The organism is Rhodoferax sp. (genome assembly GCF_037143375.1).
GTDB lineage: Bacteria > Pseudomonadota > Gammaproteobacteria > Burkholderiales > Burkholderiaceae_C > Rhodoferax.
Genome location: NZ_JBAWYV010000125.1, coordinates 1 through 9,306 on the forward strand (window position 1 = coordinate 1; position 9,306 = coordinate 9,306).

At 59.3% G+C, this 9,306-nt stretch carries 11 protein-coding genes; 7 read left to right on the top strand and 4 right to left on the bottom strand.

Annotated elements, in window-relative coordinates:
- The coding region (locus tag WCG50_RS14945; RefSeq protein ID WP_336900399.1) for a hypothetical protein at positions 1-554 on the top strand (554 nt) is incomplete at its 5' end.
- An 83-nt stretch (positions 555-637) separates the two neighbouring features.
- Here the strand turns inward: WCG50_RS14945 and WCG50_RS14950 are convergent.
- Positions 638-2,131 (bottom strand): AMP nucleosidase, encoded by a 1,494-nt coding sequence (locus WCG50_RS14950; protein ID WP_336900400.1) that lies wholly within the window; start codon positions 2,129-2,131, stop codon positions 638-640.
- Between the two features lie 143 nt (positions 2,132-2,274).
- Here WCG50_RS14950 and gshA point away from each other — a divergent pair, with 143 nt between their 5' ends.
- The gene (gene gshA / locus WCG50_RS14955) at positions 2,275-3,837 is read left to right on the top strand and encodes a glutamate--cysteine ligase (protein WP_336900401.1); all 1,563 of its coding nucleotides are present in this window, start codon (positions 2,275-2,277) and stop codon (positions 3,835-3,837) included.
- A gap of 1 nt (position 3,838) precedes the next feature.
- Here gshA and WCG50_RS14960 read toward each other — a convergent pair whose 3' ends face one another.
- Together WCG50_RS14960 and WCG50_RS14965 are read right to left on the bottom strand one after the other, a co-directional pair.
- Positions 3,839-4,129 carry a transposase gene (locus WCG50_RS14960; protein ID WP_336900402.1) on the bottom strand — a complete coding sequence of 97 codons (291 nt, stop codon included), beginning with the start codon at positions 4,127-4,129 and terminating at the stop codon, positions 3,839-3,841.
- A 109-nt stretch (positions 4,130-4,238) separates the two neighbouring features.
- Complete coding sequence (locus WCG50_RS14965) at positions 4,239-4,457, bottom strand: SlyX family protein (RefSeq protein WP_336900403.1); 219 nt, start codon at positions 4,455-4,457, stop codon at positions 4,239-4,241.
- A gap of 33 nt (positions 4,458-4,490) precedes the next feature.
- Here WCG50_RS14965 and dbpA point away from each other — a divergent pair, with 33 nt between their 5' ends.
- Positions 4,491-5,915, top strand: coding sequence for an ATP-dependent RNA helicase DbpA (gene dbpA, locus WCG50_RS14970; protein WP_336900404.1), 1,425 nt, complete (start codon positions 4,491-4,493; stop codon positions 5,913-5,915).
- Positions 5,916-6,042: 127 nt separating this feature from the next.
- Positions 6,043-6,282: a hypothetical protein gene (locus WCG50_RS14975; RefSeq protein ID WP_336900405.1), complete on the top strand. Its 240-nt coding sequence runs from the start codon at positions 6,043-6,045 to the stop codon at positions 6,280-6,282.
- Here WCG50_RS14975 and WCG50_RS14980 read toward each other — a convergent pair.
- Entirely contained in the window at positions 6,267-7,538 is a 1,272-nt protein-coding gene (locus WCG50_RS14980; RefSeq protein ID WP_336900406.1) for a DEAD/DEAH box helicase, read from the bottom strand. The genes WCG50_RS14975 and WCG50_RS14980 overlap by 16 nt on opposite strands.
- A gap of 128 nt (positions 7,539-7,666) precedes the next feature.
- Here WCG50_RS14980 and WCG50_RS14985 point away from each other — a divergent pair, with 128 nt between their 5' ends.
- The 3 genes from WCG50_RS14985 (at position 7,667) to WCG50_RS14995 (ending at position 9,244) form a co-directional block, all read left to right on the top strand.
- Positions 7,667-7,987: a DUF6172 family protein gene (locus WCG50_RS14985; RefSeq protein ID WP_336900407.1), complete on the top strand. Its 321-nt coding sequence runs from the start codon at positions 7,667-7,669 to the stop codon at positions 7,985-7,987.
- Positions 7,988-8,003: 16 nt separating this feature from the next.
- Positions 8,004-8,969: a hypothetical protein gene (locus WCG50_RS14990; protein ID WP_336900408.1), complete on the top strand. Its 966-nt coding sequence runs from the start codon at positions 8,004-8,006 to the stop codon at positions 8,967-8,969.
- A 107-nt stretch (positions 8,970-9,076) separates the two neighbouring features.
- On the top strand, positions 9,077-9,244 hold the full coding sequence (locus WCG50_RS14995; RefSeq protein WP_336900409.1) for a hypothetical protein: 168 nt from the start codon (positions 9,077-9,079) through the stop codon (positions 9,242-9,244).
- Positions 9,245-9,306: the final 62 nt, after the last annotated feature.

A 9,306-nucleotide genomic window follows, 5' to 3' on the forward strand; every position in this document is an offset into this window, starting at 1 on the left:
CTTTCGCAAGCGAAGATATGAACTTTCAACATGCAGAGCGGGCCAAGCGTGCGGCAGAGTTGGTCATCGCCAACAAAGAACTGCAATTTCAAAATAAAGAGAAGGACATCAGAGCTCAAAAAGAAGCGTCACATGACCACTTTCTCACGACTCACCTACTTCACGAGCATGAGAGTTTGCAGGACCCCGGCCTGATGCCAACCTCAGAGTCGAACGCTGCCTTGGTGATGGATATAAACGGCTGCATCGTCGAGTGCACCTTGGCCGCCGCTGATTTGCTGGGGCGGATGGCTGAATCACTGGTAGGGCAGGACGTCAGTGTCGTGTTACCGGGCTTGCCTTTTTCACAGGAAACCCCCGGGTACAACCTGGCCTATGTGAGCATGAACCACGCCATGGATACCTGGAAAAAGAGCACGGCGCTGACCCCTAGCGGCGGGTCAATTGCGGTTGAAATCGTGCTTTACATCTTCAAGCGCGGAAGCAAATACTTCCTCGCTTTGTGCCTGCGTCGGCCCACCTTCAGTGCCACACTTGTCAAACTTCTGGGTTGATGAACCCAGGTTGAACGCATCGCACCCGCGACGTCTCGCTCAATGACCTGGGTGTATGTCGTAGCGCCTTGTTTATCTCAAAACTACTGAAACGCCACTTCCGCAAAACTTCTCAGCTTGCGGCTGTGTAATTGGTCGATACCTTGCTCACGCAGCAGTTCAATCGCCCGCATGCCGATGCGCAAATGCTGGTCAACCCGTTCGCGGTAAAAGTGGTTCGCCATGCCGGGCAGCTTGATCTCGCCGTGCAAAGGCTTGTCGCTTACGCAAAGCAAAGTGCCATAAGGCACCCGAAAGCGAAAACCGTTGGCGGCGATAGTGGCGCTTTCCATGTCCAGCGCCACGGCACGGCTCTGGCTGAAGCGACGTTGCGGGCCGTTGTCGGGCAGCAGTTCCCAATTGCGGTTGTCGGTGCTGGCCACGGTGCCGGTGCGCATGATGCGCTTGAGCTCCGGCCCTCTGAGCTGGGTGACATCGGACACCGCCGCTTCCAGCGCGACCTGAATTTCGGCCAGCGCCGGGATCGGCACCCACAGCGGCAACTCTTCGTCCAATACATGATCTTCGCGCACATAGCCGTGCGCCAGCACATAGTCACCCAGTTGCTGCGAGTTGCGCAGACCGGCACAGTGGCCCAGCATGATCCAGGCATGGGGGCGCAGCACGGCGATGTGGTCGGTGATGGTCTTGGCATTGGCCGGACCGACACCAATGTTGACCATGCTGATGCCGCTGTTGTCGGCGCGCACCAGGTGGTAACCGGGCATTTGCGGTAAGCGGGGCGGCACTTTGCCGAGTTCGTCGCCGGCCATCACCACAGTACCGACCCGGCGCGTCACCACGTTGCCGGGCTCCACAAAGGCGGTGTACTCGCTGTCGGGGTTGGCCATGGCTTCATGGCCCAGTCTCACAAATTCGTCAATGTAAAACTGGTAGTTGGTGAATAGCACAAAGTTCTGAAAATGCTCAGGGGCGGTGCCGGTGTAGTGGCGCAGTCGGTGCAGCGAATAATCCACGCGCGGTGCCGTGAACAGGGAGAGTGGCTGCGGCTCACCCGGGCGCGGCACATGGGTGCCATTGGAAATGCCGTCGTCCATAGCAGCCAGGTCGGGCAAATCAAACACATCGCGCATCAACTGGCGGCGCTCGGCGCTCAAGCTGCCCTCAATGTGGTCGTTTTCGGCGAAAGAGAAGTGCACTGGAATTGGCTGTGAGCTGGTCCCCACTTCCAGTTCAATCTCATGGTTTTCAAGCAGCAGGGTGAATTGCTCCAGGTAGTAGCGGGCATACAAATCCGGCCGCGTGAGCGTGGTCTCGAAACGCCCCGGACCCGCCACGAAGCCGTAGCTCAAACGGGCGCTGTGCAAAGAGTTCATCCGCGCCACGGTGTCGGTCTGCACCCTCACAAACGGGTAGCAGGCGCGCACATGGCCGGGCAGGGTATCGCCAGCCACAAAACGCTGCATGGCCTCGCGCAGGTGGGCGATGTTGGTGTCGTAAATCTCGCGTGCCTTTGCCAGCGCGGCGGCCGGGTCGGTGAAGCGGGCGGGGGCGATGAAGGCAGGTAAATAAGGCATGGCGTCATTGTCCATGGTCTGGCCCTTTCGCGAGCGACTTCAAAAACTGCCATACTGCCAGCCGTTTCAAAGTGTTGGGGCTGGCGCTGGTTCACGGCGTGTCACGGCGGTCGGTCCCGCCAAGGTTTAAGGAATCAGAGTCTATGTTGAAGTTCACTTGTTGTGATGCGGTCAGGCAGTTTTCCACCAGCGGGCAAGCCCAGGTCTTGAAGGGTATCGCCCGGGGTTATGAGCGCGAATGTTTGCGGGTGGACGCGCAAGGTCGGTTGGCAGCCACGCCGCACCCGGCCGATTTGGGGTCCAAGCTGACGCACCCCTGGATCACCACCGACTACGCCGAAGCGCTGCTTGAATTCATCACGCCACCCTCGCAAGACCCGGAATTTCCCCTTCAATTCTTGCGGGATATTCACCGCTACAGCGCCCAGCATCTGCACGGCGAATTCATCTGGGCCGGCTCCATGCCCTGCGTGCTGGGCGACGACAAGGACATCCCGATCGCCGACTATGGCAGCTCCAACGCGGCGCGCTTCAAAACCGTCTACCGCGAGGGTTTGGGCCTGCGCTATGGCCGACGCATGCAGACCATTGCCGGGGCGCACTACAACTGGTCTTTGCCTGACGATTTTTGGCAGGCGCTGCAGGGCTGCTGCGCGGGCACAGGCCCCTCCGAGGCGTTCGTCAGTGAACGTTATTTCGGTTTGATCCGCAATTTTTTACGTTTTGGGTGGCTCATTCCGTATTTGTTTGGCGCGTCCCCGGCGATTTGCGACTCGTTCCTGCAGGGCCGCAAGTCTGACTTGCTGGAACTGGCCCCGGGTACCCTTTATGGGCCCTACGCCACCAGTTTGCGCATGAGCGACATGGGCTACCAGAACCGGGCGCAGGCCCAACTGCACGTCAGCTTTAACTCGCTGACCGAGTACACCCAGGCACTTGAACAGGCCATCCGCACACCCGATCCGTTTTACGAAGAAATCGGCGTGCGCGACGGCGACCACTGGAAGCAACTCAACGCCAACCTGCTGCAGATCGAGAATGAGTTTTATGCCGGCATTCGCCCCAAGCGCATTGGCAAGCTGGGCGAGCGCCCGGCCAAGGCGCTGCAAACCTATGGCGTTGAATATGTCGAGATGCGCCTGTTTGACCTGAACCCGTTCATCGACATTGGCATTGCCCCAGAACAAAATACTTTTGCCGACGTGCTGCTGTTGATGTGCCTGTTTCGCGATAGCCCACCGATCACCACCCGCGAGCAAGGCGAAAACGACGAGAACAAAAACCGTATCGTCAACCGGGGTCGCCAGCCGGACCTGCATCTTCTGGTGCACAACCGCGAGCAGCCGTTTCGCCCGCTGGCGCATGAGTTGTTTGATGACATGGAGCCGTTTGCCGAAATGTTGGATGCCGCTTATGGGGGTCGCCGATATGCCGCCACGCTGCAAAGCCTGCGCCGTCGCATTGACGACCCGGACAGCACGCCCTCGGCGCAAGTGTTGCGCGCTACGCGGGAGGAGGGCGGATTTAGCAACTTTGCCCTGAAGATGGCCAAAAAGCACACCGACGGCTTGCGTGCGCAGCCGCTAAACGCCGCCGACAGCGCCCGTTTTGCAGCCAGCGTGGAAGCGTCTTTGCGCGAACACCAGCAACTTGATGCCGCTGATCAAGGCAGTTTTGAAGACTTCGTGGCGCGCTATTACGCTTGAATTAAATTGAAAAACGAACGAATTGCGCCGTTGCATCCATCAAACGGCTCATTTCGAGCTTCACGGCTGCCAGTTCGCGCCGGAGTCGGGCGATTTCGGCTTTGTCCGGGCTGAGGTTGGCGTCATTTGCCGGCGTACTTGGATTTTGCTGGTTCAGCTTGACCCAGGTGGCAAGCGTTTTTGGGGAAATGGCTTGCGCGCTAGCTGACTTGGAGCCTGAGCTTCCCGTCAGCAGCTGACTCACCGGGTCATGCTTGAATTCTTGTGTGTGCTTTGGTCGCGATTTTTGCATGGCCAATTATTCAACGAAGCCCCAAAAATCAGAGCCTATCGAGGTGTAAAGAATCGAATAACCGGGTAATTTCGCACAGTTTTTGCAGATTTTTTATCTCAACCGCACCTTAAAAGTGCGGCGGCAAGTCATCTCGCAGGTTACGCGGTGCGGCAATGCCCCCGTCAGTGCTGGACTGGCGCAGGTTGCCGATCTCCCGAATCAGCATGTCGATCTGCTGTTGCTGGCGCACCATGACGGCGTTCAATTGGTCCAGCAGGTCTTCGGTAAAACTGGCCTTGATTTCCAGATCGATCAGGCGCTGGTCGGTGTTGTTTGGGTGTTCCATGCCCACTATTGGACCTCAAACGATAATCACCTCATGAGTACTATCGAAAAAAAGGTGGCTAGCGCCGCCGCCAACATCCCTTCCAACACCAGTTTCGCAAGCCTGGCCTTGAACCCTGCCACCCTGGCCAACCTGGAACAACTGGGCTATCTGGAAATGACCCCGATTCAGGCGGCGGCTCTGCCGACCGCACTGGCTGGCAAAGACCTGATTGCGCAGGCCAAGACCGGCAGCGGCAAAACCGCCGCCTTCGCCCTGGCCCTGTTGACCAACCTGAACCCGCGCCGTTTTGCGGTGCAGGCGCTGGTGCTGTGCCCCACGCGTGAACTGGCCGATCAGGTCACGATCGAGATTCGCCGCCTGGCACGGGCGACCGACAACATCAAGGTCGTCACCTTGTGTGGTGGCGTGGCCTTGCGTGGCCAGCGCGCTTCGCTCGAGCAAGGCGCGCACATTGTGGTGGGTACGCCGGGCCGCATCATGGACCATCTGGAGCGCGAATATCTGAATCTGGAGGCTCTCAACACGCTGGTGCTGGACGAGGCCGACCGCATGCTCGACATGGGCTTTTTCGACGACATCGCCACGGTTACCAAGCAGTGCCCCAAAGAGCGTCAAACCCTGCTGTTTTCGGCCACTTACCCCGAAGGCATCGAGAAACTGGCCAAACAATTCATGCGTGACCCGGTGCAGGTCAAGGTTGAGTCGCAGCACACCGAGAGCCTGATTGAGCAACGCTTTTACGAAGTGACCCGCCACACCCGGCTGGCCACCGTGGCGCAGTTGCTGAACCACTTCCGCCCGGTCAGCACGCTGGCGTTTTGCAACACCAAGCAGCAGTGCAAAGACCTCGTCACCTTGCTGCAGGAGCAGGGCTTTAGCGCGCTGGCGCTGTACGGCGAGTTGGAGCAGCGTGAGCGCGACCAGGTGCTGGCACAGTTCTCCAACCGCAGTTGCTCGGTGCTGGTCGCGACCGACGTGGCCTCTCGTGGGCTGGACATCACACAGCTGGAGGCTGTGATCAACGTCGACATCACGCCCGATGCTGAAATCCACATTCACCGCATTGGCCGCACCGGTCGCGCCGGTGAGTCCGGTTTGGCGCTGAGCCTGGCCAGTATGAACGAGATGGGTTCGGTCGGCAAGATCGAGCAGTACCAGAAGCGCGAATCGGTCTGGCACAAGGTCGAAGAATTGCTCCCCACCGGCGACGGCCCGCTGCTGCCACCCATGGTGACGCTGCAAATTCTGGGGGGGCGCAAAGAGAAGATTCGCCCCGGCGACGTGCTGGGCGCCTTGACAGCAGATGCGGGCTACAGCCGCGAGCAAATCGGCAAGATCAATGTGACCGAGTTCACCACCTTCGTGGCGGTGAAGCGCGAGATTGCCAAAGAGGCCATGAACAAGCTTAACGCGGGCAAGGTCAAGGGCAAGAGCGTGCGGGTTCGACTTTTGTAATTTGTGTCAGGCAAACACCTACAAACAATGCAGCAGTTTGCTGACTTCATTTCTTGAGGTGGAGAGATACAGTTCATTCAAGCACCAAAGTTTACGCAAGGTGCTATGAACCCACTGGAGAATCCTCATGACTAACACCACACTTGCCGCTCTCAACCCCTTCAGCCTGATGATGGAACCAGAACGTGTGTTGCAAACCATGGAACGCTCGCAGCAACTGCGCGGCCTGCGCCGCCACAAACTGCGTCCTCTGGACAAACCCCTGATCCCGTTGACCAAAGCCGCCATGGACAGCCGAGCTGCCTTTGACGCCGAGATTGACGCGCAAGACATGCGCGACCAGCGCGGCGCTTATTTGTTGAACTGAGCCTGGGCAGCAGCCGCCCGCAGCTTGTCTTTCTTGCTCGGGCGATGGCCCTTGATGCCCCCGTTGGAGGTGTCAAAGAGGGAGCCAGCGGCTGACAACTCGGCCACCGTCGTGGTGTGCACCGGCTCAAAGCCTGCAACCACTTCCAGCGGCAAACTCAAGCCCTGGCGCTTCTCGATCAAACGGAAATGCGCCTCGGTGTCCACGCTGACAAAACTCACCGCCACGCCACTTTCGCCCGCGCGCCCGGTGCGCCCGATGCGGTGGATGTAGTCCACGGCCGAGCGCGGCAAATCAAAGTTCACCACCACCGGCAGTTGCGCAATATCCAGTCCGCGCGCCGCCACGTCGGTGGCAATAATCACTTTAAGACGCGAGGCCTTGAAGTCGGCCAGCACCTGCGTGCGTTTGCCCTGGCTTAACTCGCCATGAAATGGCTCGGCGTTGATGCGGGCCTTGCGCAGTTTGTCGGCAATCATCTCGGCGGCATGTTTGGTCGCTACAAACACCAGCACCCGGCTCCAGCGGTTCTCCGCCATCAGGTGGCGCAGCAACTGCGTGCGCCGCCCGGTATCGACCGCAATGGCACGCTGCACGATGTCCGGCACGCTCTCAAGCGCGGGAATGACCTCGACCCGCACCGGGTCGCGCAGCAGGGTATGCGCCAGCGCTTGCACGGCAGGGGGAAAGGTGGCCGAGAAAAACAGGTTTTGGCGCTGCTCTGGCAGCAAGCGCAGGATGCGCCCGAGTTCTTCGGCAAAGCCGAGGTCAAACAGGCGGTCGGCTTCGTCCAGCACCAGCGTCTGGACGCTGCCGATGCTGAGGGCATTTTTGTCGAGCAAATCCAGCAAGCGTCCAGGCGTGGCGACCACGATGTCGGTGCCGCCGCGCAAACGCATCATTTGCGGGTTGATGGAGACGCCACCAAACACAATCGAGACTTTCACCGCGCGCGGCATGTGCTCGGCCAGCTTGCGAATCTCTTCACCAACCTGGGCGCAGAGTTCGCGGGTCGGCACCAAAATCAGTGCGGAGACGCGCCTTGGGCTTTCAAACGCCGTAGCGTCGAGCTGCTGTAGCAAGGGCAACACAAAAGCCGCCGTCTTGCCGGAACCGGTTTGGGCCGAGCCCAGCACGTCACGACCCTGCAATGCCGCAGGAATGGCCGCCGCCTGGATCGGCGTCGGTGCCAGATAGGCTTTGGCGCTGACGGCGCGCAGGAGGGAGGGGATCAGGCCCAGAGAAGAAAATGGCATAGAGTGCGCTTGGTTGGGTGGGGCCGGCAGAGAGGGCAGGCATCGATTTTAAGCGTTCTGGCGTTCAGACAGAACCGGCCGATAATCGAGGGCTTGGGAATCAGTCCCGCAAATTCCTAAAGGTTATTGTGAAAAAAACGTTCAAATTAAATATCGAAGGCAAAAACCGTGACCGTGTGCTCGAAGCCACCAAGCACGAAATCCGTAAATACGTCAAACGCCAGCGCCGCGTGCCGCTGCCGGAAGGCGTCGACTTCTGGGACTTTGACTGCAAGTTCGGCACCACCGAAGAAAACGCCGTCGTGATTCATTTCGCCACCATCACTGAACTGATCGACGCCGTGGCCAAAGAGGGCGGCGAGCAGTTTTACCTGGAGCTGCTGGCCAAAACCGGCCATCGCACCGCACGGCCAGCAGGCGCTGGCGAAGCCGAGCAGGATTTGTCATAAATTCTGGTTTTAAGCCATGACGTTGTTGCCTTGGGTCAACCGTTTTCCCGTCGGCCTTTTTGCCGTGCCGGTGGGGTTTTTGGCGCTGGCCGGGACATGGCGCCGCACACAGGGTTTTGGCTGGACGCTGGCGCTGCCGGTGGCCAATGCCCTTGCCAGTATCGGCGTACTGATGCTGGCGGTGTTGTTGCTGCTTTTCGCCCTAAAGTGTTTGCGCCATCCGCGCATCATTGCCGCTGAATTCACGCACCCGCTGATGGGCTCCATGATGGGGCTGATACCCTTGTCACTGCTGCTCTGCACCATCTTCTTTGGTGAGCCCAATCACAGCGGCTGGCTCCTGTTTACCTTGCTGACCCTGACGCTGCAAGGCGTGATTGCCGTTCGCGTGGTGGCGTCACTCTCCAATGGCAGCTTTCCGGCTTCGGCGGTCTCTCCCGCTTTGTATGTGCCGCCGCTGGCGGGTGGTCTCGTCGGCAGCATGGCCTTGAGCACGCTGGGGTATCCGGGTTGGGCAGCGCTGCTGTTCGGCATGGGTTTGGTGAGTTGGGCCTTGCTGGAGGTGCGCGTGCTGAACCGCCTGTTTGAGGGCGCCCTGCCCGAAGCCTTGCGGCCCACGATTGGGCTGGAATTGGCGCCCGCATCCATTGCCACCTTGGCCGTCGCCACTTTGTGGCCGCAACTACCGGGCGATGTTCTGATCATTGGACTGGGCATCGCCGCCGGACCGGTGGTAACGGTTCTGGCGCGCTACAAATGGTGGGGGCATCTGCCGTTTTCCATTGGTTTCTGGTCGTTCTCGTTCCCCCTGGCCTCACTCGCCACTGTCATCATAGAAATCGTCCGTCGGGGTGACTGGCCTCCGATGGTGGGCGGCGTGGCATTGGGCGGTGCCTCGGCGCTGATTGCGTTTCTGAGCATCAGAACGTTGGGGCTGATGCTGAAAAACAAACTGCTCCCGCCGCCACTTCCCAGTAACTAATTGCCGTTTTTTATCGCTGGCACCAGCGGCGGAGCCCGTTCACCGCGGAGGGATGCCCAAGTGCTGAGATAATCGCTGGGTTTTCTAAAATTAATTGGAGTTATTTCATGGCCAAGAACATTCGTACCGAAGCAGACCGCCTCGCCACCCCCCGCCCTGCAGCACCAAGAGGCGTTTGCTACACCGCCCCTCACGGTCAATTGCGCAGTCTGGAACGTGGCGCTGCCACCAACAACAAGAAAAACCCCGGCAAGCGTTGCAAAAAGGGTGGTTAATAAAAAAGGGCGGTAATACCGCCCTTTTGCATGGTGCGCCCGGTTGGGCGCATTTTTTTTGG

Coding starts and splice junctions, on each gene's coding strand:
- WCG50_RS14990 (WP_336900408.1), top strand. CDS start 8,004: ATGACGTTGTTGCCTTGGGTCAACCGTTTTCCCGTCGGCCTTTTTGCC.
- WCG50_RS14960 (WP_336900402.1), bottom strand. CDS start 4,129: ATGCAAAAATCGCGACCAAAGCACACACAAGAATTCAAGCATGACCCG.
- WCG50_RS14950 (WP_336900400.1), bottom strand. CDS start 2,131: ATGCCTTATTTACCTGCCTTCATCGCCCCCGCCCGCTTCACCGACCCG.
- WCG50_RS14980 (WP_336900406.1), bottom strand. CDS start 7,538: ATGCCATTTTCTTCTCTGGGCCTGATCCCCTCCCTCCTGCGCGCCGTC.
- WCG50_RS14975 (WP_336900405.1), top strand. CDS start 6,043: ATGACTAACACCACACTTGCCGCTCTCAACCCCTTCAGCCTGATGATG.
- dbpA (WP_336900404.1), top strand. CDS start 4,491: ATGAGTACTATCGAAAAAAAGGTGGCTAGCGCCGCCGCCAACATCCCT.
- gshA (WP_336900401.1), top strand. CDS start 2,275: ATGTTGAAGTTCACTTGTTGTGATGCGGTCAGGCAGTTTTCCACCAGC.
- WCG50_RS14965 (WP_336900403.1), bottom strand. CDS start 4,457: ATGGAACACCCAAACAACACCGACCAGCGCCTGATCGATCTGGAAATC.
- WCG50_RS14995 (WP_336900409.1), top strand. CDS start 9,077: ATGGCCAAGAACATTCGTACCGAAGCAGACCGCCTCGCCACCCCCCGC.